Origin of the sequence: Streptomyces morookaense (genome assembly GCF_013030945.1) — a bacterium.
Classification (GTDB): domain Bacteria; phylum Actinomycetota; class Actinomycetes; order Streptomycetales; family Streptomycetaceae; genus Streptomyces; species Streptomyces morookaensis.
Window position 1 is genome coordinate 58,397 of the sequence record NZ_JABBXF010000018.1, and the last position, 20,254, is coordinate 78,650.

A 20,254-nucleotide genomic window follows, 5' to 3' on the forward strand; every position below is an offset into this window, starting at 1 on the left:
GTTCACAGCGGAATGTTGCCGTGCTTCTTGGGCGGCAGCGCCTCCCGCTTGTCCCGCAGGGTGCGCAGTCCGCGCACGATGTGCCGGCGGGTGTCCGACGGCATGATCACCGCGTCGACATAGCCGCGTTCGGCCGCCGCGTACGGGTTCAGCAGGGCGTCCTCGTACTCCGTGACCAGCCGGGCGCGCAGCTCCTCCTGTTCCTCCGGCGACGCGACCGCCGCCAGCGAGCGGCGGTGCAGGATGTTGACCGCGCCCTGGGCGCCCATCACGGCGATCTGGGCGGTGGGCCAGGCGAAGTTGAGGTCCGCGCCCAGGTGCTTGGAGCCCATCACGTCGTACGCGCCCCCGAACGCCTTGCGGGTGATGACGGTGATCAGCGGGACCGTGGCCTCCGCGTAGGCGTAGATGAGCTTGGCGCCGCGGCGGATGATGCCGTTGTACTCCTGGTCCGTGCCCGGGAGGAAGCCCGGGACGTCCACGAACGTCAGCACCGGGACGTTGAAGGCGTCGCAGGTGCGCACGAAGCGCGCCGCCTTCTCGCTCGCGTTGATGTCCAGGCAGCCGGCGAACTGCAGCGGCTGGTTGGCGACCACGCCCACCGGGTGGCCCTCCACACGCCCGAACCCGGTGACGATGTTGGGCGCGAAGAGCGCCTGCGTCTCCAGGAACTCGCCGTCGTCCAGGACGTGTTCGATGACGGTGTGCATGTCGTAGGGCTGGTTCGCCGAGTCCGGGATGACCGTGTCCAGCTCCCGGTCGGCGTCCGAGACCTCCAGGTCCGCCTCCTCCGGGAAGGCGGGCGGCTCGGAGAGGTTGTTGGACGGCAGGTAGGACAGCAGCGCCTTGACGAAGTCGATGGCGTCCTTCTCGTCGCCCGCCATGTGATGCGCCACGCCGGACGTGGTGTTGTGCGTCCGGGCGCCGCCCAGTTCGTCGAAGCCGACGTCCTCGCCGGTGACGGTCTTGATGACGTCCGGGCCGGTGATGAACATGTGCGAGGTCTTGTCCACCATCACCGTGAAGTCCGTGATCGCGGGCGAGTAGACCGCACCGCCCGCGCACGGGCCGACGATCAGGGAGATCTGGGGGATGACTCCGGAGCCGTGGACGTTTCGCCGGAAGATCTCCGCAAACAGGCCGAGCGCCACGACGCCCTCCTGAATGCGGGCGCCTCCGCCGTCGTTGATGCCGATGATGGGGCAGCCGGTCTTGAGGGCGAAGTCCATCACCTTGACGATCTTCTCGCCGTAGACCTCGCCCAGCGATCCGCCGAAGACCGTGAAGTCCTGCGAGTACACACAGACGGTGCGGCCGTCGACCGTGCCGTAGCCGGTGACCACCCCGTCCCCGTACGGGCGGTTGGCGTCGATGCCGAAGCTGGTCGAGCGGTGCCGGGCGAGCTCGTCCAGCTCCACGAACGAACCCTCGTCCAGCAGCAGGGCGATCCGCTCGCGTGCCGTCAACTTGCCCTTGGCGTGCTGCTTTTCGACCGCCTGCGCGGAGCCGGCGTGTGTCGCCTCCTCGATCCGGCGCTGCAGGTCCGCGAGCTTCCCCGCGGTGGTGTGGATGTCGGTTCCCTGGGTGTCTGGCTCGGACATCGGGCTGCGGCTCCTGCTCGTCCAGAGGGGTCATGGCGGGTGCTACCGGTGCTACCGGTTCGTAGCGTATCCGCGCGGATGCACGCTGACAGTGCGGCGTTGGCCACACCGTTCTCCTCCTAAAGTGGCCCGTATGACGCCCCCCGACGCCCCCGGCAGCCGCTGGTCCGACCTGGACCGCCCCCCGCTGAACGCCGCCGCCCTGCGGCGCGCGCTGGTCCGCCCCGGCGGACTGTGGACCTCTCTGGACGTGGTCCAGCGGACGGGATCCACCAACACCGACCTCGTCGCCTCCGGTGGCACCGAGGGCGCCGTGCTCGTCGCCGAGGAGCAGTCGGCGGGCCGCGGCCGGCTCGACCGCACCTGGACCGCGCCCGCACGCTCCGGCTTGTTCTTCTCCGTCCTGCTCACCCCCGGCCCCGCCGTGCCGGTTGCCCGCTGGGGCTGGCTGCCGCTGCTCGCCGGCGTCGCCACCGCCACCGCGCTCTCCCGCGCGGCCGGCGTCGACACGGCCCTGAAATGGCCCAACGACCTTCTCGTCACGGTCGACGGCACCGAGCGCAAAACGGGCGGCATCCTCGCCGAGCGGGCCGGGGACAGCGTCGTCGTCGGCATCGGGCTCAACGTCACGCTGCGCGCCGACGAGCTGCCGGTGCCCGGCGCCGGGTCGCTCGCGCTGGCCGGGGCGCAGGTCCTCGACCGGGACCCGCTGCTGCGCGCCGTGCTGCGCTCGGTCGAGGACTGGTACGGGCAGTGGCGCGCCGCGGACGGCGACCCCGCCGCGTGCGGGCTGCAGGACACGTACGCCGCCGGCTGCGCCACCCTCGGCCGCACCGTGCGGGCCGAACTCCCCGGCGGGCGCGCCCTGGTCGGCGAGGCCGTCGCCGTCGACGGCGACGGGCGGCTGGTGCTGGCCACCTCCGAGGGCGTGCAGGAGCCGGTGGGCGCCGGCGACATCGTGCACCTGCGGCCCGCCGAGTAGACCGGGCGGTCGGAAGGGTGAGCCCCGGCGGTCCGTGAAGTGAGCTACGGCACACCTGCCGTATCGTTGTCCCCGGAAACTGGGCGAGCACGATCGGCAGGGCAGTGCGCACGGATCGGACAGGGGGCGGGCGGTGACCGCCGATGAGACGGGTGGCAGTGCTGCGCGCGGGATCGCTCCTCGGGAGATCGAGGAGAACGGTGAGGAGAGCGGCGACCCCCTCGCCCTCCGGCTGGAGGCGCTGATCCTCGGCGCCGAGCGCCGCTACACCCCCTTCCAGGCGGCCCGCGCCGCCGGTGTCTCCATGGACCTGGCCTCCCGCTTCTGGCGCGCGATGGGCTTCGCCGACATCGGCCAGGCCAAGGCGCTCACCGAGGCGGACGTGCTGGCACTGCGCCGGCTCGCCGGTCTCGTCGAGGCGGGGCTGCTCAGCGAGCCGATGGCCGTCCAGGTCGCCCGCTCCACCGGGCAGACCACCGCCCGGCTCGCCGACTGGCAGATCGACTCCTTCCTGGAGGGCCTGACCGAGCCTCAGGAGGGCATGACCCGCACGGAGATCACCTATCCGCTCGTCGAGCTGCTCCTCCCCGAGCTGGAGGAGTTCCTCGTCTACGTCTGGCGGCGGCAGCTGGCCGCCGCCACCGGGCGCGTCGTCCAGGCGCAGGACGACGCGGAGATGGTCGACCGGCGGCTCGCCGTCGGCTTCGCCGATCTCGTCGGCTTCACGCGGCTGACCCGCCGGCTGGAGGAGGAGGAACTCGGCGAGCTGGTCGAGGCCTTCGAGACCACCGCGGCCGACCTGGTGGCCGCGCACGGCGGCCGCCTCATCAAGACGCTGGGCGACGAGGTGCTGTACGCGGCCGACGACGCCGGGACGGCCGCGGAGATCGGCCTGCGGCTGATCGAGACGCTCACGAACGACGAGACGATGCCGGAGCTGCGCGTCGGCATGGCCTTCGGGACGGTGACGACGCGCATGGGCGACGTCTTCGGCACGACCGTGAACCTGGCGAGCCGGCTGACGTCGATAGCGCCGAAGGACGCCGTGCTCGTCGACGGGGCGTTCGCGGAGGAGCTCGCGCGGAGCGGGGATGCGGCGAAGCCGGGCGAGGACGACGGCGCCGGGGAGCACCGCTTCGCGCTGCAGCCGATGTGGCAGCGGCCGGTGCGGGGGCTGGGCGTGGTCGAACCGTGGCTCCTGGGCCGGAGGGGCGCCCCGTAAGGGGCGCGGGGAACTGCGCGACCGGCCACGACGCGCCCGCAGTCGAAGTGGTCGGGGCTTCGCCCCGAACCCCTGGGTGGTGCGTCGGCTGCGGGCCGGTGGGGGCTTGTCGCGCAGTTCCCCGCGCCCCTGACGGGGCACGGGTATGGCCCCCCGCGCAGCGGCACGGCATGATCACCCCCATGAGCGACAGCGAACACCGCTTCGGGGAGTGGGTGGCGGTCCGCCGCCACGGACACGTCGCCGAGCTGGTCCTGGACCGTCCGAAGGCCATGAACGCCGTCTCCACGGAGATGGCCCGCCGCATCGCCGAGGCGACCACCGCCCTGGCCGCCGACCGCGACGTCAGGACCGTCGTCCTGACGTCCACGCACCCGCGTGCGTTCTGCGTCGGCGCCGACCTCAAGGAGCGCAACTCCCTCACCGACGCCGAGCTCGTCCGCCAGCGTCCCCTCGCCCGCGCCGCCTACACCGGAGTGCTGGAGCTGCCCGTGCCGGTCGTCGCGGCCGTCCACGGGTTCGCGCTCGGCGGCGGATTCGAACTCGCCCTGTCCTGCGACGTGATCGTCGCGGACACCACCGCCGTCGTCGGCCTCCCCGAGGTCTCCGTCGGCGTGATCCCCGGCGGCGGGGGCACCCAGCTGCTGCCGCGCCGCGTCGGGGCCGCCCGCGCGGCCGAACTCGTCTTCAGCGCGCGGCGGGTGGACGCTTCGGAGGCCCGCGAGCTGGGCCTGGTCGACGAGCTCGTCCCGGAGGGCGAGGACCGTACCGAGGCCCTGGCCCTGGCCGCGCGCATGGCGGCCAACTCGCCCGTGGGCCTGCGCGCCGCCAAGCGGGCCCTGCGGCTCGGGCACGGGCTGGACCTGAGGACCGGGCTGGAGGTGGAGGACGCCGCGTGGCGCAGCGTCGCCTTCTCCGGCGACCGGGCCGAGGGCGTGGCCGCGTTCAACGAGAAGCGGAAGCCGGACTGGCCCGGGGAGTAGCCAGGAAAGCGCAGCCGTGATGCCATGAAGCGGAATGGCCTCGGCGTTCCTACGCTGGAGTACGGGGGCTGCGCGTGGACGAATGCGAGGCTCGGGTGGCACAAGACGGGGAGTGCGACGTCCGGCTGCGCGCCGTGGTGGAGCTGGCGCAGGCGATGGCCGCCGCACGCACCCCGCTGGAGACCGTCGGAGCCGCGGCGGAGGGTGCCCTCCGGGCGCTGGAGGGCAGCTTCGCCGCCATCTCGGTGTGGGAGCGGGAGGCAGGCCGGCTGCGGGTGCTGGTGAACGAGGGCGAGCGCTCGGCGGGCGAGGCGCGCTTCCCTCATGACGAGTGGTACCCGGTGCACGACTTCCCGGAGATCGCCGAGTTCCTGCACGAGGAGTGGGTGGGCGGCCAGCCCCGCGCCTGGGTCGACACCGCCGGGGACACCGGCCCGACGGCCCACCGCCGCAGGGCGGCCGCGCTGCGCGAGCGCGGCCGCGGCTGCTGCGTCGTGGCCCCGCTCGTGCTGCACGGGCGGGCCTGGGGCGAGCTGTACGTGGCGCGGCCGGCCGGGGCGGCGGTCTTCGATGCGACGGACGTGGACTTCGCGACGGTCCTGGCGGCCGTGACGGCGGCGGGGATCGCGCAGACCGAGCGGCTGGAGGAGGTGCGCCGGCTCGCCTTCACCGATCCGCTGACCGGCCTGGCCAACCGCCGTGCGGTGGACGTGCGGCTGGAGGAGGCGGTGGAGCGGCACCAGGCGGAGGGCGTGGTCGTCAGCCTGGTGGTGTGCGACCTCAACGGGCTCAAGCATGTCAACGACACGCTCGGGCATGCGGTCGGGGACCGGCTGCTGGAACGTTTCGGGTCGGTGCTGTCGCTGTGCGGGGCCCGGCTGCCGGGGGCACTGGCGGCGCGGCTGGGCGGGGACGAGTTCTGTCTGCTGGCGGTCGGCCCGGCGGCCGACGAGGTGGTGCGGGTCGCGTCCGAACTGTGCCGCCGGGCCGCCGAGTTGGAGCTGGGCGAGGGCGTCGCGTGCGGGGTGGCGTCCACCGGGGACCCGATCGGTCCGGTGCGGTCCGCGCGGCGGCTGTTCCGGCTCGCGGACGCGGCGCAGTACCGGGCCAAGGGGGCGCGGGCCGCGGAGCCGGTCGTTGCGGGGCGCGCGGGTGGGGTCGAGGACCCCGTGGTGCGGATGGCCGACCGGCCGCCGGTGCCGGTTACCGCGGAGCGGCGGATTTTCCGGGGGCGGGAAGCGTGAGCGGTCCGGTGCGGGCCGTCCTGGGCCGGTCGCGCAGTTCCTCCCCCAGCTACCGCTGGGGGTACCCCCAGCGCCCCTGACGGGGCGCGGTAGCGCGGCACCCCGGCATGAGAGCCCCTCCACCTGCGTTGTATCTACTAGTGACAGCTCGCGATTCAGTCTCTAGGGTGCCTGAATATGGATATGCACACTGTGGTGGTGGGGACGGCCGGGACGACCGCGGACGATGTGATCGCCGTGGCGCGTCGCGGTGCGCGGGTCGTCGTGTCGGAGGAAGCGCTGGCCGCCGTGGCCGCGTCGCGGCAGGTCATCGATGATCTGGCCGCCAAACCCGAGCCCGTCTACGGCGTCTCCACCGGCTTCGGTGCCCTCGCCGTGCGCCACATCAGCCCCGACCTGCGCGCCCAGCTCCAGCGCAACATCGTGCGCTCGCACGCGGCGGGCATGGGGCCGCGGGTCGAGCGGGAGGTCGTCCGCGCGCTGATGTTCCTGCGGCTGAAGACGCTCGCCTCGGGCCGCACCGGTGTGCGTCCGCTGGTCGTCGAGACCATGGCGGCCATCCTCAACGCGGGCATCACGCCCGTGGTACACGAGTACGGCTCGCTCGGCTGCTCCGGCGACCTGGCGCCGCTGTCCCACTGCGCGCTCACCCTGATGGGAGAGGGCGAGGCCGAGGGCCCCGACGGCGTCGTGGCGCCGGCCGCGCAGCTGCTCGCCGCGCACCGCATCGAGCCCGTCGAGCTGCGCGAGAAGGAGGGCCTCGCCCTGCTCAACGGCACCGACGGGATGCTCGGCATGCTCGTGATGGCCTGCGCCGACCTTGGTCGGCTGATCACCTCCGCCGACGTCACGGCAGCCCTCTCGCTGGAGGCCCTGCTCGGTACGGACAAGGTCCTCGCCCCCGAGCTGCACGCGATCCGCCCGCACCCGGGCCAGGCCGCGAGCGCCGCGAACATGCTGCGGGTGCTGGCCGGTTCGGGCCTGACCGGGCACCACCAGGACGATGCGCCGCGCGTGCAGGACGCGTACTCGATCCGCTGCGCGCCCCAGGTCGCCGGCGCGGGCCGGGACACGCTGGCGTACGCCCGGCTGGTCGCCGACCGCGAGCTGGCCGCCGCCGTCGACAACCCCGTCGTGCTGCCCGACGGACGTGTGGAGTCCAACGGCAACTTCCACGGCGCCCCGGTCGCGTACGTCCTCGACTTCCTCGCCATCGCCGCGGCCGACCTCGCCTCCATCGCCGAGCGCCGCACCGACCGGCTGCTCGACAAGAACCGTTCGCACGGCCTGCCCCCGTTCCTCGCCGCGGACGCGGGCGTCGACTCGGGCCTGATGATCGCCCAGTACACCCAGGCCGCCCTGGTCAGTGAGATGAAGCGGCTGGCCGTGCCGGCCTCGGTGGACTCGATCCCGTCCTCCGCGATGCAGGAGGACCACGTCTCCATGGGCTGGTCGGCGGCGCGCAAGCTGCGCACGTCCGTGGCGGCCCTCGCCCGCGTCGTCGCCGTCGAACTCGTCGCCGCCACGCGCGCGATCGAGCTCCGCGACGGCCTGACGCCGGCCCCGGCGACGCAGGCGGTACTGCGCGCCGTGCGCGCGGCCGGTGTGGAGGGGCCGGGGGAGGACCGCTTCCTTGCGCCGGACCTGGCGGCTGCGGAGGCGTTCGTGCGGGACGGGAAGCTGGTGGCGGCTGTCGAGCCGGTGACGGGGGCGCTGGCCTAGCGCGCCCCCGTCGGGGCAACCCGTTGTCAGGGGGCGCCCCGTCGCCAGGGGGCGCCCCGTGCGGGGTGCGCCCCGTCAGGGGCGCGGGGAACTGCGCGACAAGCCCCCACCGGCCCGCAGCCGAGGCAGAAGCCAGGAGGTCCGGGGCGCAGCCCCGGGGACATCGACTGCGGTTGCGTCGTGGTTGCTCGCGCAGTTCCCCGCGCCCCTGACGGGGCGCCGCCCCCCACGGGGCGCACCCGCTACGGCGCGCTGCTGCCGCGGCGTACGGCGGCGGTCACCAACACGCCGCCGATGCCCACGAATGCGATGCCGCCCACCAGATACGGAGTCGTGTCCACGCTGCCGGTGTCCGCGAGGGCAACCGGCTCCGGCGCCGGTGCCTGGCCCTGGGGCGCGGCCCCAGCAGTGGTGGCCGCACCGGCGCGCTCGCCCGTGGCGTGCGCGCTCGGCACGCACCACACCGCGCACAACACTGCACCTGCGGCGACGGCGGTGAGCAGCGGACGGCGTGCGGTCACGGGATGAATCCCCCTCGGAGCGCAGGAGTTCGGGGGTCGTGGAGCGGCGGCGCGTCCCGACTGACACGATGTTAGTGACAGGGGCGGGTGCTGGGGAAGCCGAGTCCACCGCTCGATACGGGGCCGGGGCGCCCGGAGGGGCTCCCCCTATCAGGGCCCCGGTTGCGCTGTCCGCCCCCCGAGGGGCTTTACTGGCGTGGTCTTCCCCACACTTGGCCGACGAGTGGAACGGACGATTCGGTGTATGCGTTCCTCAGCAGTAGCCGGGAGACGTGTTGCACCACGAGCCCCACGAACGGCCCGGGGGACTTAGGGGTCCAGGAGCAATGGAGAAGCGTGTGATGACCTACGGCAAGCGCCGCAAAGCCCTGGTGGCGGCGGCCGCTGTGCTCGGCGGTGTACTGACCCTCGCCGCATGCGGCGGCGACGGCGACGGCAAGAACGGCGGCTCCGGGGACGGGAAGTCGCAGAACCAGGTGGATGCGCAGGCTGCGAAGGACGCCTCCAAGGCCCAGATCAAGATCACGCCCAAGGGCGGCACCACCGACGCCGGCATCACCACCGACGCCGTTCAGGTCACCGTCACCGACGGCGAACTCACCAGCGTCAAGCTGACGGACGACAAGGGCACCGCGGTCGAGGGCACCCTGGCGGCGGACAAGAAGAGCTGGAAGCCGAGCAAGCAGCTGGAGCGGTCGACCAAGTACAAGATCGTCGCCGAGGCGAAGGACGACAAGGACCGCAAGGCCACAGAGAACTCGTCCTTCTCCACGGTCTCGCCCGCCAACAGCTTCATCGGCTCCTTCACCCCGGAGGAGAACTCGACCGTCGGCGTCGGCATGCCGGTGTCGATCGAGTTCGACAAGCCGATCAAGGACCGCAAGGCCGTCCAGTCGCACCTGGAGGTCAGCTCCAACAGCGGCCAGAAGGTCGTCGGCCACTGGTTCAGCGACCAGCGCCTGGACTTCCGTCCCCAGGAGTACTGGAAGGCCGGTTCCGAGGTCACCCTGAAGATGGAGCTGGGCGGCGTCGAGGGCGCCCCCGGCATCAAGGGCGTCCAGAACAAGACGGTCAAGTTCACGATCGGCCGCTCCCAGGTCTCCACGGTCGACGCCAAGACGCACCAGATGACGGTCGTGCGCGACGGCAAGACCCTCAAGACCATCCCGATCTCGGCGGGCAGCCCCGACAACCCCACGTACAACGGCCAGATGGTGATCTCCGAGAAGTTCAAGGAGACCCGCATGGACGGCTCGACCGTCGGCTTCACCAAGGGCGACGGCAAGGGCGAGTACGACATCAAGGACGTCCCGCACGCCATGCGGCTGTCCACGTCGGGCACCTTCATCCACGGCAACTACTGGGGCAGCGGCGTCTTCGGCGTGGCCAACACCAGCCACGGCTGCGTCGGCCTGCAGGACGCCCAGGGCGCCAACGACCCGTCCACGTCGGGTGCGTGGTTCTACGACAACTCGATCATCGGCGACGTCGTCATCGTGAAGAACTCCGACGACAAGACGATCAAGCCGGACAACGGCCTCAACGGCTGGAACATGGACTGGAAGGACTGGGTCGCGGGCAGCGCGACCGGTTCCTGACCCCGGTCGGAACAGGGCCCTCCCGGCGGGATGCCGCCGGGAGGGCCTTTGCGTTTCCCGGCGGATGCAGGGCTCACCGCCGCTCCGCCACCATCGGCAGCGTGTCCGGATGGATCTCCGCCCGGGCCACCGCCCGCACCTGGACGCCCGGGGCCGGGCGGAGGCGCCAGTGGCGGCAGATCACGGCGGCGGCGACCGTCATCTCGGTGAGGGCGAACGCGTCGCCGATGCACTTGTGGGCGCCCGCCCCGAAGGGGAGGAAGGCGCCCCGGGGGAGGTCGCGGCAGCGGTCCGGGAGCCAGCGGTCGGGATCGAAGCGGTAGGGGTCGGGGTGCCAACGGGCGTCGTGGTGCAGGGCGTACGGGCTGTAGAGGATCTCCGCACCGGCCGGGACCGTCACCGCGCCCAGCCGGACAGGGGACCTGGCGCGGCGGGTGATCAGCCAGGGTGCGTAGCGGCGCAGGGTCTCCAGGATGACGCGCGTGGTGAACTCCAGCCGCGGCAGGTCCTCGTGGCGCGGCGGGCGGCCTACCAGCACCGTGTCGACCTCGGCATGGACCCGTGCCTCCAGTTCGGGATGGCGGCCGAGCTCATGGAAGAACCAGGCCAGGGAGGCCCCGGTGGTCTCCACTCCCGCCATGGCGATGCTCGTCACGTGATCCTGGAACTGGCGGGCGGTCAGGCCGGGTTCGCCTTCAGCGGGCCCCTCCTGCGGTGCGAGGAGGACGGACAGCATGCCCGCCCGGCCCGCGCGCTGCGCCGCCACCGCCTCCGCGACGAGCTCCGCCATCGTCCTGCGGGCCTGCTCGAAGCGGCGGTTGCCCGGGGTGGGCAGGCGCGCCCACCACTCGGGCAGGATCATGCGGACCATCATGCCGCGCGTGAGCACCGGCAGGGCCTGCTGGAACGCCTCGCCGGAGCGGGACTCCAGGCTGTCCGGGAGCAGGGTGCGGGTGACGACCGCGAGCGAGTAGTCGTTCATCGCGTGGTCCACCGCGACCGTCCGGCCCGGTACCCAGCCGGACACGATGCTCTGCGCGACATGACGCATGACCGGGACGCAGGCGGCGACGCGCTGCCGGCTGAACGCGGGCTGGATGACGCGCCGTTGGCTGCGGTGCAGCGCGCCCGATGTCGCCGCGAGCCCCTCCCCGAGGAAGGCGGACGCCTTGTCGAAGAGCCGCCCGCGCGAGAAGTCCCGCGCGCCGTCGACGAGGACGTGCCGCACGAGTGCCGGGTGCGTGACGGCGTACGCGGGCAGCCGGCCCAGGCGGATCCGGACGACGTCGCCGTGGGCCGTCAGCGACGTGACGAACTCCAGCGGGCGCCGCATCAGGACGGGCGTGTGACCGAGGACCGGCCAGGCGCCGGGTGCCGCGGGCGCGGCGACAGGGTTCCCGATCGGACCGCCGGTCGGACTGCCGGTTGCGATGTCGGTTGCGTTGCCGGCCGAGTCGTCGATCGGACAGCCCGTCGGGCTGTGGGCGGCCGGACTGTCGGCCGGATTGCCGGCCGGACGCTGCAGAGGTGTTGCCACCCGCTTCCCCCTCCCCCCTCCGCCACGCAGTGAACGCGCAGCGTATTTACGCGACTACTCAACGCTACCCAGACTCCTGGTCAATACACCGACACGCTGAAAACACGCTGAAATCGGTGCGCACGGTGCTGCTGAACCAGGCGTGCGCTCCGTGCCTGCGCAGACCGAACTCGGCCACACAGGTGGCGAGTTCGCGGCAGCACACGGTTCCGACTGCGAACCGGCCCCGGGAGCAGCGCGCACCGTCCGCAAGAATGGAGGCGTACGCACATGCGTACGCGCCCGCAAACGCGGCGCACGTCCGTAGGAAAGAGAGACCGTGGCCCAGCGCAGGAGGCCCGAGCGGCCCGACGAGACAGAACTGACCGCGGCAGTCGAGACGGCCGTGCGCACCCTGCGCGCCTTCACCGGTTCCGCGGACGATCTCGCCGACGTCGTCTACGCCTCCGCCTCCGCCCTGACCGCCGCCCCCGCCGGCGCGGCGGCCCTCAGTCGCGCGGTCGTCCGCGTCGCCTCCGCGGCCCTGCGCGGCTGCTGGGAGCGCGGCTGGCAGCCCGCCGACGTCGTCCGGCTCGTCCGCGCACAACTCCCGCCCGCCGAGGCGCGGTTCACCGTCGACGTCATCGCCGCCGAGGCGCGCCGCTACGCCCCCGAGACGCTCGGCGCGCGCTGGACGGCGCAACTGCGCGAGCTGGAGGCCCGCGTCTGGTGGGAGACCGACGACGGCTTCCTCGCCGGCTTCGCGGCACGCGAACGGCTCAGCCGCTTCGAGACCGTCGCCTGCGCGCTCGGCGCCCTGCGGATGATCGGCTCCCTGCCGCGGATCGGCGCCGTCGGCCCCCTGCCGGGCACCGGCCACCTGCAGACCCGTACCGCCGTGGAGCCCCGCATGCTCGGCCGGATCCGTGCGCTGCTGGCGAAGGCCGAGTCGACGCAGTTCCCGGAGGAGGCGGAGGCGCTCTCCGCGAAGGCCCAGGAGCTCATGGCCCGGCACGCGCTGGACGAGGCGGCCCTGGCCGCCGCCCACTCCGCCGGTTCCGCCGGGTGGGGGGACGGCGACGGCCCGGAGGCCTGCCGGATCGGGGTCGAGGGCCCGTACGAGTCCGCCAAGGCACTGCTCCTGGACGCCGTGGCCGCGGCCAACCACTGCCAGGCCGTGTGGTCCGGCGAGTACGGCTTCTCCACGGTCGTCGGCTTCGAGGCGGACCTGGAACTCGTGGAGCTCATGTACACCTCGCTCCTCGTCCAGGCCACCGCCGCGATGCGGCGCGCCGCCGACGAACACCACGCGCGCGGCCGCTCCCGCCGCACCCGCGACTTCCGCGAGTCCTTCCTGATCTCCTACGCGGCCCGCATCGGCGAACGCCTCGCCGCCGCCGTGCGCGACGTCACCGCCCAGGAGCCGCGGTCCGAGGTGCTGCCGGTGCTCGCCGCCCGCGACGTGGCCGTCGGCGAGACGGCGCAGCAGCTCTTCCCCGAGACCACCTCGCACCGGCTCCGCGGACGCGACGCGGACGGCTGGACGCAGGGGGCGGAGGCGGCGGACTCGGCGGTGCTGCGGGACTGAGCCTCACCGCTCGGGGCTTTTGAAGTACATGCCCGGAGGCACCCCCACCCCCCTGTGGAACGCCGCCACGAACGCACTCGGCGAGCCGTAGCCCACCCGGCGGGCCACCGACGACACCGTCGCCCCCGCCACCGGCAACGGCATCGCCGCCTCCAGGCGCAACTGGGTGCGCCACTGGCCGAACGGCATGCCCGTGTCCGCGACGAAGGCACGGGCCGGCGTCCGGGCGCTCGCACCCACCGCGGCGCCCCACTGCGCCGGCGACCGCCCGTCCGCCGGGTCAGCGCGCAGCGCCTCCGCCACCTCGCGGGCACGGACGTCCGTCGGCGACGGCGCCCGTACGGTCGTCACCGACACGGGATGCAACGGTCCGGCCGTGCGTACGGGCTCCGCACCAGGGCCGCGGTCGTCGCCCCTGCGGCATGCCGGACGCCCGCCGGGATCCACAGCGCCACGGACGGCGGCAGCACCCAGGTCCGGTCGGCCGTCCGCACGGCCACGGGACGTACTGGAGATCGGACCCGGGTACGGCGCCACGACACGCGTCCTGCTGCCCGAGGCCCGGCACCTGACCCTGCTGGAGGTCGATGCCGCCTCGGCGGCGCGCCTGCGCGAGGAATTCGCGGGGCGGACGGAGGCGGTGGTGCACGGCGGCGGTACGCACATGCCCTTCGCCGACGGCCGGTTCGACTCCGTCGTCTGCTTCACGATGCTCCACCACGTCCCGACACCCGCCGCGCAGGACCGGCTCTTCGCGGAGGCGCACCGGGTGCTGCGCCCCGGGGCGTCTTCGCGGGCTGCGACGCGCTGAGCAGCGTGCGCTTCCGCCTGATCCACATCGGCGACACATGCGTGCCCGTGCTGCCGGCAACCCTGGGGGAGCGGCTGCGGGCGGCGGGGTTCGCGAAGGCGGAGGTGACGGTGGGGGAGGGACGCGTCCGCTTCCGGGCGGAGTAGGGGTTTTACAGCCCGAGCACCCCCGGATCCGAGGCCAACGCCCGGAAATACACCCGCGGATCGGGCACCAGCCGCCGCTCCTTGAGATCCAGCAGCCCACCGGCGCTGGACACCTCGGCGGCGAGTGTCCCGTCCGCGGTGACGATCTCCTGCTCGAACCGGAACGTCTTCGGCGTCCTCCCGGTGCCGAAGACGTACCGGCAGCTCACCGCCACTTCGTCGCCGGCCCGCAGCTCCTTGAGGTACTTGATGTTCGTCTCCAGAACGATCAGCCCCACCCCCTGCTCGAGCAGCGCACTCTGCCGGATTCCGGCGGCCTCCAGCCCGGACCAGCGGGCGTGTTCCGCGTACTGCATGTACACGGCGCTGTTGAGGTGCCCCTGCGAGTCCGTCTCGTAGCCGCGGACGACGACGGACACGGTGAATGCGTCGGTCATGCCGTGCTCAACGAGGCGCGGGCAGCCTGGGGTTCCCGGAGGGCTCCGCGATCGTGTGTTTGGCCGCGGCGACGAACCCGTGTATGGCTTCCTTGGCCGCCGTCCGTTTGACGTCCCAGTCGGCGCGGTCGCTGGCCTTGAAGATCTCGCCGACGCAGTCGAGCACCTCCTGGGAGTGCCGCACCAGTTGCTCGTCGTCGGTGAGCATCTGCAGCCGGAACAGGGCTTCTTCGGCCGCGGTCCGCAGCTCGTACGAGCGTGCCCGCATCGCGGGCTCGTCGTTGTCGAACATCACTTCACCGTGCTGCTGCAGCCACCGCTCCATCAGACTCCGCCGGTAGTCGACGAGCTTCCCGGCGAACGAGGAGTACGCGTCCAGCCGCTCCTGCCGCAGCTTCTCGTCCCGCGTGAACCGCTCACTGCGGCGCGCGGCGCGCTGCTGGAACGTATAGGTGACGCCGGAGCCGAGGAGTGTCCCGACGACGGCGATGATGCTTGCCCCCATTCCCTGCATGGGGTCAGTGGATCACGGAGGGGGATGATTGGCGAGATTTCCCGGTGATCGCCGGGCAGGGCCGTGGGACGATCTCGGGGGCACCGCCTCGGCTTTGATCGCGGTCAGCCTGGCCCTCGCCGCTGCCGTGAGCCGGGCCCAGCCGGCGTGAGGGGCGGGGGCACCCGCATCTTCGTGTAATATTTCCCCGACGCGCCGCTAGCTCAGTTGGTTAGAGCAGCTGACTCTTAATCAGCGGGTCCGGGGTTCGAGTCCCTGGCGGCGCACAGAAAAGGGGCCCCTTGCCGGTAGGCGAGGGGCCCCTTTGAGTAAATGTGGCCCCCGACCGTGCACGCGTCGATGAGCGAACCGCAGTGCCGCGTCGATCACAGGCTTTGGACCGGCGGAACAATCCGTACCACCACCATGATGCGATCTCTTGGTGAAGCCAGGTAGTGGAACCAGCCCCCCGCCGCATTCATATGCCGGAGCCCGCCCGGCCGGGGCCCCATGCCCAACTCGCCAATGTTCACGCCCATGTCTGCCAGTTCTGTGAGCTGGTCGGCGAGGCGTTCCACCTCCGCGATAACGCTCACCGGAATGCCGTCCGTCACATGCATTTCGTCCGGGTCGTATTCCCAGCGCCAGGCGTCGCTCACCGCTGGAAGATCCCCAGCGCTGCGTGGGCCTCGTCGAGGATGCGCCCGATTCCTGAAGCGGCCTGGCGGGCCTGAGCGGCATCACCCGTGGCGGCAAGGTCCTCCAATTCCCTGAATCGAGCAGCGATGTCGGGCTGGCGCTGAATGTGGACGTAGACCGACCACTGAGCGATGAAACGCTGGAGAGGGGCGATGTCGGAGCCCTGCCGGGACTGGTCCGCGGCCTGGTCCAGTTCCTGGGTGAAAGCGGGAAGGGCGGCTGGAGCAATCTGCCCGATGGCCTGTCGAAGTGCTGTCACCGTGGCAGCCGGCTGCGGGATGAGGGGCTGCCCGGCGGCGGAGGTTGTCATTGCTTCTCCCATGGGCGAGATTCTGATCCCCGTCCCCAGCGTACCCAGCGTGAACCGCACGCCGTCCGCCGAACGGGTGACGGGCGGATTGCCGGCCCACTCCTCCGCCCGCGCCGTCCCCCCTGGTGCATGGGGCGCCTCGGTCACGCCGCACCAGGGCGGCGGCATGCCTGTTGGAGAGGCGATGGCTGTCACACGTGAACCGGTGTCGCTGTCATCAACTGGCACCAGGCTGGATGGAGTTGGCGTCGCCCCAGTTGAGGACCCGGGGCCCGGAAGCCCAGCCGCGCCGAGCAACGCCAGAAGCTCCACTTCGAGTTCTTGAACCACTCGCTGAAGCGGGCCGAGTGGACCTTCTGGCTCAGCGTGTGGTTCATGACCGGCGGTGCGGCGGTGATCCCCGCGAGCTGAGCCCGATCAGGCCCGCCGTGCGTGGACTACTCCTGGGTGGTTTCCGGCGTCGGAGCCACCCCCACCGGGCAGCTCACCCCCGTCCCCCCGATCCCGCAGTACCCCGCCGGGTTCTTGGCCAAGTACTGCTGGTGGTACGGCTCCGCCGCATGGAACGGGCCCGCCGGGGCGATCTCCGTCGTGATCGGGCCGAAGCCCGATGCCGTCAGGACGGGCTGGTACGCGTCCCGCGACGCCTCCGCCGCCGCCCGCTGGGCCTCGCCGTGCGTGTAGATCGCCGAACGGTACTGCGTGCCGCGGTCGTTGCCCTGGCGGAAGCCCTGCGTGGGGTCGTGGGATTCCCAGAACAGCTTCAGCAGGGCCTCGTACGTCGTCGCCGCCGGGTCGTACACCACGCGGACCGCCTCCGTGTGGCCCGTGCGGCCGCTGCACACCTCTTCGTACGTCGGGTTCGGCGTGTGGCCGCCCTGGTAGCCGACCAGAGTCGTCCACACCCCGGGCGCCTGCCAGAAGCGGCGCTCCGCGCCCCAGAAGCAGCCCAGGGCGAAGTCGGCCACCGCCAGGCCCTCGGGGTAGGGGGCGGCCAGGCGGGTGCCCAGGACCGTGTGGTGCTCCGGGAGCGGGAACGCGGGAGCCTCCCGGCCGGGGAGGGCCTGGGCGGGGGTGGGGAGGACGGGTTCGCGGTGTCCGAACAGCATCACGGCTCCAGGGAGGGGAGGAGGAGATGGAGGGCGGGCGTCATCCCTCCACAATCCCTCACAACTTTCGGCCGTCATCCGTAATTCCGGCCCGCCTGCCAGCCCGCCACCGCCCTCGCCCGGAACGCCGTGTACGCCGCCACCGGATCCTGCTCGTACGTCCACGGCACCGCCCCGATGTGCCCGTCCACCGCACGCAGCTGCTCCACGGCCTCGCCGTAGCGCTCGGCGCGCACCAGGAACCACACCAGCAGGTGGCGTACGTGCGGCAGCACCGGGTGGTCGGACGGGGCGTGGTGCACCGCGTACTGTGCGCCCTCGATCGCCTCCCGGACCGTCACGCTCTGGAAGAGACTGCGCACCAGCCCGGTGTCGTCCAGGTGGTCGTGCAGCGCGAACAGCGGCAGCGCCGGCAGCAGGCTGCCCTCCGGTGCGCCCGCCGCCGCGCGCCGGGCGAAGGCGTCGGCCTTGTCCTGCGAACCGTGCCACTTCGCGCTCCAGTAGCGCAGCGCGGCCAGGTGGGCGCCCATGTGCTGCGGCGCCCGCGAGAGCACCGTCTCCCACACCGATTGGAACGCCGCCTCGCCCGCGCCCAGCCCGCGCGCGACACCGAGCTCGACGATGTACGGGACCGGGTCGCCGGGCGCGAGCAGCGCCGCCTCGCCGCAGACCGTACGGGCCTCCTCCAGGATCATGCGGAAGTCCTGCGACGACGGATCGCGCAACGCCTGCTGCACCAGGAACTCGGCCTGCACGGCCGCGCCGCCCGGGTCCTTCGGGGCCACCACCCGCCAGTGGCGCAGCCACATGCCGCCCGTGCCGGGGGCCTCCGCCAGCTCGCGCACGCCCGCGCCCGCCAGTGTCTGCACCCGCTGCCAGCGCAGCTCGGCGGACCCGTCCGCGGGCGTGCGGGCCAGCAGCTCCGCGGCCGGCTTCCAGTCCTGGGTGCGCCGGGCCTCCTCGACGGCGGCCAGCAGCTCCGGGTCGGGGCCGGGCAGCCGGACGTCCAGCTGCTCGGGCGGCAGGAATCCCTGCCCGCACACCGGGTCCACCGCCGCCCCGGCACCCTGCATCACCTCCTGCGCGAAGCGCCTGCGGCGCAGCGCGGGAACGGCCACCACCCCGCACACGACGACGAGGGCGATCAGGAGGAACAGAAACTCCATGGTTCGGGCTTCCTGGATGGGACGGACAAGGGCCTGTGCACGGACAACGTCCCGGCCCGGCGGATCGTTCATCCGCCGGTTACAAGTGAACAGGGTGTTTCCCCCAACGGGGTACTACCCTCGGCCCAATGAGCGACCAGCAAGCTTTCGAGACCCTGGCCATCCACGCCGGGCAGGAGCCCGACCCGCTGACCGGGGCAGTCGTACCGCCCATCTACCAAGTGTCCACCTACAAGCAGGACGGCGTCGGCGGCCTGCGCGGCGGCTACGAATACAGCCGCAGCGCCAACCCCACCCGCACCGCCCTGGAGGAGAACCTGGCGGCGCTGGAGGGCGGCGCCCGCGGTCTCGCCTTCGCGTCCGGTCTGGCTGCCGAGGACTGCCTGCTGCGCACGCTCCTCGCCCCCGGCGACCACGTGGTGATCCCGAACGACGCCTACGGCGGCACCTTCCGGCTGTTCGCCAAGGTCGTCGGGCGCTGGGGCGTCGAGTGGTCGGTCGCCGACACCTCCGACCCGGCCTCCGTGAAGGCGGCGCTGCGGCCCACCACCAAGGTGGTCTGGGTGGAGACCCCCTCCAACCCGCTGCTCGGCATCACCGACATCGCCCTCGTCGCGGGCATCGCGCACGAGGCCGGCGCCAAGCTGGTGGTCGACAACACCTTCGCCAGCCCCTACCTGCAGCAACCGCTGTCGCTGGGCGCGGACGTGGTGGTCCACTCGACGACCAAGTACATGGGCGGTCACTCGGACGTCGTCGGCGGCGCGCTCGTCACCGCCGACGCCGCCCTCGCCGAGGAACTGGCCTTCCACCAGAACGCGATGGGCGCCGTGGCCGGCCCCTTCGACTCCTGGCTGACGCTGCGCGGCATCAAGACGCTCGCGGTGCGCATGGACCGGCACAGCGCCAACGCCGAGCGCGTCGCCGAGGTGCTGGTCTCGCACCCGAAGGTCACGCAGGTCTACTTCCCGGGCCTGCCGGAGCACCCGCTGCACGAGGTCGCCGCCAAGCAGATGCGCGCCTTCGGCGGCATGGTGTCGTTCCGCGTCCGGGGCGGCGAGGAGGCGGCGGTCGAGGTCTGCAACCGCGCGCAGTTGTTCACCCTCGGTGAGTCGCTGGGCGGCGTGGAGTCGCTGATCGAGCACCCGGGCCGGATGACGCACGCCTCCGTCGCCGGTTCCGCGCTGGAGGTCCCGGCGGACCTGGTGCGCCTGTCGGTCGGCATCGAGTCGGCGGACGACCTGATCGCGGACATCACCCAGGCCCTGGGCTGAGCCCGCGTCTTCTGCGGGGCCGGAAATCACCGGTCCCGCAGCGGGAAAACCGGCGGAACCGTGCCTTCCGGTCGTGCCGCCCACGGGTGCACGACCGCGGCCCAGGCACAGAAGGCCACGACGGCCGCCAGCAGCAGCACCCACGCCGCCGCCCGGACGGCCCGCCGCCTGCGCAGCAGCCGCCGGCCGCGCTCGGCGGCCTGCCCGGCCGGCCCGGCCGGGACGGCGGAATACGGGACGGCCGGCATCCGCCGGACATCGTCCTCCTTGCGGTCGTAGCCGCTCACGGCACGGGCCCCGCGGGCCTGCTGCGCAGGGCGGCCACCGCGCGCGTGCACAGCGCGCGCACCCGTTCCACGGGCAGTCCCAGGCCAGCCGCGGCCTGTTCCTCGGCCACGCCCTGTAGAGCCGCAGGACCACCACCAGGCGTTCCCTCGGCGGGAGCCGTTCCAGCACGCCCCCGCGCGGCTGCCGGTGGCGCCGGGCGGAGTGCGCGAAGCGGGCCGCGAGCTCGCGGCGCGTGTGCTCGTACGGATCGTCGCCGCCGAGCCGGTCCCAGTCGGCGTAGGCACGGGCCAGGGCGGCGTAGGCACGGGCCAGGGCGGCGGTCAGCAGGCGCTCGGCGGCGCCGGTGCCGGGGCCGTGCGGGTCCTCGGCGGTCAGCAGCCGGGCTGGGGGCACCTCTGGGGGTCCCCCCAGCGGTAGCTGGGGGAGGTGGCTGGGGGAGCAGGAGCCGGCCGCCCGCGCCCCCGACGAACTTCTCGAACTCCCGGGCGCGGCGGCGTTCCCGGGCCGCCTGCCGTTCTCGCACGCCCCGCCTCCGTCACACCCG

At 72.7% G+C, this 20,254-nt stretch carries 22 protein-coding genes, 1 tRNA gene and 1 pseudogene; 12 read left to right on the forward strand and 12 right to left on the reverse strand.

Annotated features, from left to right (window positions below; translation table 11 throughout):
* Positions 1-2: 2 nt before the first annotated feature.
* Positions 3-1,601: an acyl-CoA carboxylase subunit beta gene (locus HG542_RS10155; protein WP_171079833.1), complete on the reverse strand. Its 1,599-nt coding sequence runs from the start codon at positions 1,599-1,601 to the stop codon at positions 3-5.
* A gap of 133 nt (positions 1,602-1,734) precedes the next feature.
* Between HG542_RS10155 and HG542_RS10160 the strand changes: the two genes are divergently transcribed.
* From HG542_RS10160 to hutH, 5 genes are all read left to right on the forward strand, one after another.
* A complete protein-coding gene (locus tag HG542_RS10160; protein ID WP_171079834.1) occupies positions 1,735-2,583 on the forward strand; it encodes a biotin--[acetyl-CoA-carboxylase] ligase in 849 nt (282 codons plus the stop codon).
* A 172-nt stretch (positions 2,584-2,755) separates the two neighbouring features.
* Positions 2,756-3,805 carry an adenylate/guanylate cyclase domain-containing protein gene (locus HG542_RS10165; protein ID WP_171079959.1) on the forward strand — a complete coding sequence of 350 codons (1,050 nt, stop codon included), beginning with the start codon at positions 2,756-2,758 and terminating at the stop codon, positions 3,803-3,805.
* Between the two features lie 182 nt (positions 3,806-3,987).
* Positions 3,988-4,788, forward strand: a complete 801-nt coding sequence (locus HG542_RS10170) for an enoyl-CoA hydratase/isomerase family protein (protein WP_171079835.1) — start codon at positions 3,988-3,990, stop codon at positions 4,786-4,788.
* Between the two features lie 155 nt (positions 4,789-4,943).
* Positions 4,944-6,032, forward strand: a complete 1,089-nt coding sequence (locus tag HG542_RS10175) for a GGDEF domain-containing protein (protein ID WP_171079960.1) — start codon at positions 4,944-4,946, stop codon at positions 6,030-6,032.
* A gap of 183 nt (positions 6,033-6,215) precedes the next feature.
* Complete coding sequence (gene hutH / locus HG542_RS10180) at positions 6,216-7,754, forward strand: histidine ammonia-lyase (protein WP_171079962.1); 1,539 nt, start codon at positions 6,216-6,218, stop codon at positions 7,752-7,754.
* Between the two features lie 242 nt (positions 7,755-7,996).
* Here the strand turns inward: hutH and HG542_RS10185 are convergent, their stop codons facing one another.
* Positions 7,997-8,275, reverse strand: coding sequence for a hypothetical protein (locus HG542_RS10185; protein WP_171079837.1), 279 nt, complete (start codon positions 8,273-8,275; stop codon positions 7,997-7,999).
* Positions 8,276-8,601: 326 nt separating this feature from the next.
* Between HG542_RS10185 and HG542_RS10190 the strand changes: the two genes are divergently transcribed.
* A complete protein-coding gene (locus tag HG542_RS10190; protein WP_171079838.1) occupies positions 8,602-9,873 on the forward strand; it encodes a L,D-transpeptidase in 1,272 nt (423 codons plus the stop codon).
* A 73-nt stretch (positions 9,874-9,946) separates the two neighbouring features.
* On the opposite strand, the gene HG542_RS10195 is transcribed toward HG542_RS10190, so the two are convergent.
* A complete protein-coding gene (locus HG542_RS10195) occupies positions 9,947-11,410 on the reverse strand; it encodes a cytochrome P450 (protein WP_171079840.1) in 1,464 nt (487 codons plus the stop codon).
* Positions 11,411-11,729: 319 nt separating this feature from the next.
* Here HG542_RS10195 and HG542_RS35655 point away from each other — a divergent pair, with 319 nt between their 5' ends.
* Positions 11,730-12,977 carry a DUF2786 domain-containing protein gene (locus tag HG542_RS35655; protein WP_268256415.1) on the forward strand — a complete coding sequence of 416 codons (1,248 nt, stop codon included), beginning with the start codon at positions 11,730-11,732 and terminating at the stop codon, positions 12,975-12,977.
* Between the two features lie 3 nt (positions 12,978-12,980).
* On the opposite strand, the gene HG542_RS35940 is transcribed toward HG542_RS35655, so the two are convergent.
* Positions 12,981-13,334, reverse strand: coding sequence for a helix-turn-helix domain-containing protein (locus HG542_RS35940; RefSeq protein WP_229922534.1), 354 nt, complete (start codon positions 13,332-13,334; stop codon positions 12,981-12,983).
* A 19-nt stretch (positions 13,335-13,353) separates the two neighbouring features.
* Between HG542_RS35940 and HG542_RS10210 the strand changes: the two genes are divergently transcribed.
* Together HG542_RS10210 and HG542_RS34910 are read left to right on the forward strand one after the other, a co-directional pair.
* Positions 13,354-13,788 carry a class I SAM-dependent methyltransferase gene (locus HG542_RS10210; RefSeq protein WP_229922533.1) on the forward strand — a complete coding sequence of 145 codons (435 nt, stop codon included), beginning with the start codon at positions 13,354-13,356 and terminating at the stop codon, positions 13,786-13,788.
* A 5-nt stretch (positions 13,789-13,793) separates the two neighbouring features.
* The gene (locus HG542_RS34910) at positions 13,794-13,934 is read left to right on the forward strand and encodes a hypothetical protein (protein WP_229922532.1); all 141 of its coding nucleotides are present in this window, start codon (positions 13,794-13,796) and stop codon (positions 13,932-13,934) included.
* 5 nt (positions 13,935-13,939) lie between these two features.
* Here HG542_RS34910 and HG542_RS10215 read toward each other — a convergent pair whose 3' ends face one another.
* A complete protein-coding gene (locus tag HG542_RS10215; protein ID WP_171079843.1) occupies positions 13,940-14,371 on the reverse strand; it encodes an acyl-CoA thioesterase in 432 nt (143 codons plus the stop codon).
* 7 nt (positions 14,372-14,378) lie between these two features.
* Positions 14,379-14,876: a plasmid transfer protein KilB gene (gene kilB, locus HG542_RS10220; protein ID WP_227727118.1), complete on the reverse strand. Its 498-nt coding sequence runs from the start codon at positions 14,874-14,876 to the stop codon at positions 14,379-14,381.
* 201 nt (positions 14,877-15,077) lie between these two features.
* Between kilB and HG542_RS10225 the strand changes: the two genes are divergently transcribed.
* Positions 15,078-15,151, forward strand: a tRNA-Lys gene (locus HG542_RS10225).
* Between the two features lie 99 nt (positions 15,152-15,250).
* On the opposite strand, the gene HG542_RS10230 is transcribed toward HG542_RS10225, so the two are convergent.
* Both HG542_RS10230 and HG542_RS10235 read right to left on the reverse strand, forming a co-directional pair.
* The gene (locus tag HG542_RS10230) at positions 15,251-15,523 is read right to left on the reverse strand and encodes a hypothetical protein (RefSeq protein ID WP_171079844.1); all 273 of its coding nucleotides are present in this window, start codon (positions 15,521-15,523) and stop codon (positions 15,251-15,253) included.
* Positions 15,520-15,873, reverse strand: a complete 354-nt coding sequence (locus tag HG542_RS10235) for a DUF6247 family protein (protein WP_171079846.1) — start codon at positions 15,871-15,873, stop codon at positions 15,520-15,522. The genes HG542_RS10230 and HG542_RS10235 overlap by 4 nt, the downstream gene beginning before the upstream one ends.
* 321 nt (positions 15,874-16,194) lie before the next feature.
* Here HG542_RS10235 and HG542_RS36020 point away from each other — a divergent pair, with 321 nt between their 5' ends.
* On the forward strand, positions 16,195-16,284 hold the full coding sequence (locus HG542_RS36020) for a TRADD-N-associated membrane domain-containing protein (protein ID WP_368857183.1): 90 nt from the start codon (positions 16,195-16,197) through the stop codon (positions 16,282-16,284).
* A gap of 26 nt (positions 16,285-16,310) precedes the next feature.
* Here HG542_RS36020 and msrA read toward each other — a convergent pair whose 3' ends face one another.
* The gene (gene msrA / locus HG542_RS10240) at positions 16,311-16,982 is read right to left on the reverse strand and encodes a peptide-methionine (S)-S-oxide reductase MsrA (protein WP_171079847.1); all 672 of its coding nucleotides are present in this window, start codon (positions 16,980-16,982) and stop codon (positions 16,311-16,313) included.
* A gap of 74 nt (positions 16,983-17,056) precedes the next feature.
* Positions 17,057-18,148 carry a hypothetical protein gene (locus tag HG542_RS10245; RefSeq protein WP_171079849.1) on the reverse strand — a complete coding sequence of 364 codons (1,092 nt, stop codon included), beginning with the start codon at positions 18,146-18,148 and terminating at the stop codon, positions 17,057-17,059.
* Between the two features lie 128 nt (positions 18,149-18,276).
* Here HG542_RS10245 and HG542_RS10250 point away from each other — a divergent pair, with 128 nt between their 5' ends.
* On the forward strand, positions 18,277-19,422 hold the full coding sequence (locus HG542_RS10250) for a cystathionine gamma-synthase (protein ID WP_171079851.1): 1,146 nt from the start codon (positions 18,277-18,279) through the stop codon (positions 19,420-19,422).
* 26 nt (positions 19,423-19,448) lie between these two features.
* On the opposite strand, the gene HG542_RS10255 is transcribed toward HG542_RS10250, so the two are convergent.
* Together HG542_RS10255 and HG542_RS10260 are read right to left on the reverse strand one after the other, a co-directional pair.
* Positions 19,449-19,709, reverse strand: coding sequence for a hypothetical protein (locus HG542_RS10255; protein WP_171079853.1), 261 nt, complete (start codon positions 19,707-19,709; stop codon positions 19,449-19,451).
* Positions 19,706-20,233, reverse strand: a pseudogene (locus HG542_RS10260) (sigma factor-like helix-turn-helix DNA-binding protein). Before HG542_RS10260 ends, HG542_RS10255 begins: the two are co-directional and overlap by 4 nt.
* Positions 20,234-20,254: the final 21 nt, after the last annotated feature.